General features: G+C 73.8%; 1 protein-coding gene. It reads right to left on the bottom strand.

Annotation, left to right across the window (positions count from 1 at the left end; genetic code table 11):
• The coding region (locus tag G3I42_RS11080) for a hypothetical protein (RefSeq protein WP_164284922.1) at window positions 1–202 on the bottom strand (202 nt) is incomplete at both ends.

Here is a 202-nt window from a genome sequence, read left to right on the forward strand (position 1 = left end):
AGCGCCCCCGCAGCCGCCGGACGAGGATGCTCGCGTCGCCGCGCGACTCCAGGTCGGCGAGGACGACGGCGACCGCCTCGCGGACGATGCGCCCCCGGTCCACGGCGAGGCCGTGCTCGCCGCGCAGGACGAGGCGGGCGTGTTCGAGGTCCATGAGTTCCTCGGCCGACACGTACACCGTGATCTTCTCGTCGTGCCGCTC

The sequence above is a fragment of the Streptomyces sp. SID11385 genome, assembly GCF_010548245.1.
GTDB lineage: Bacteria > Actinomycetota > Actinomycetes > Streptomycetales > Streptomycetaceae > Streptomyces.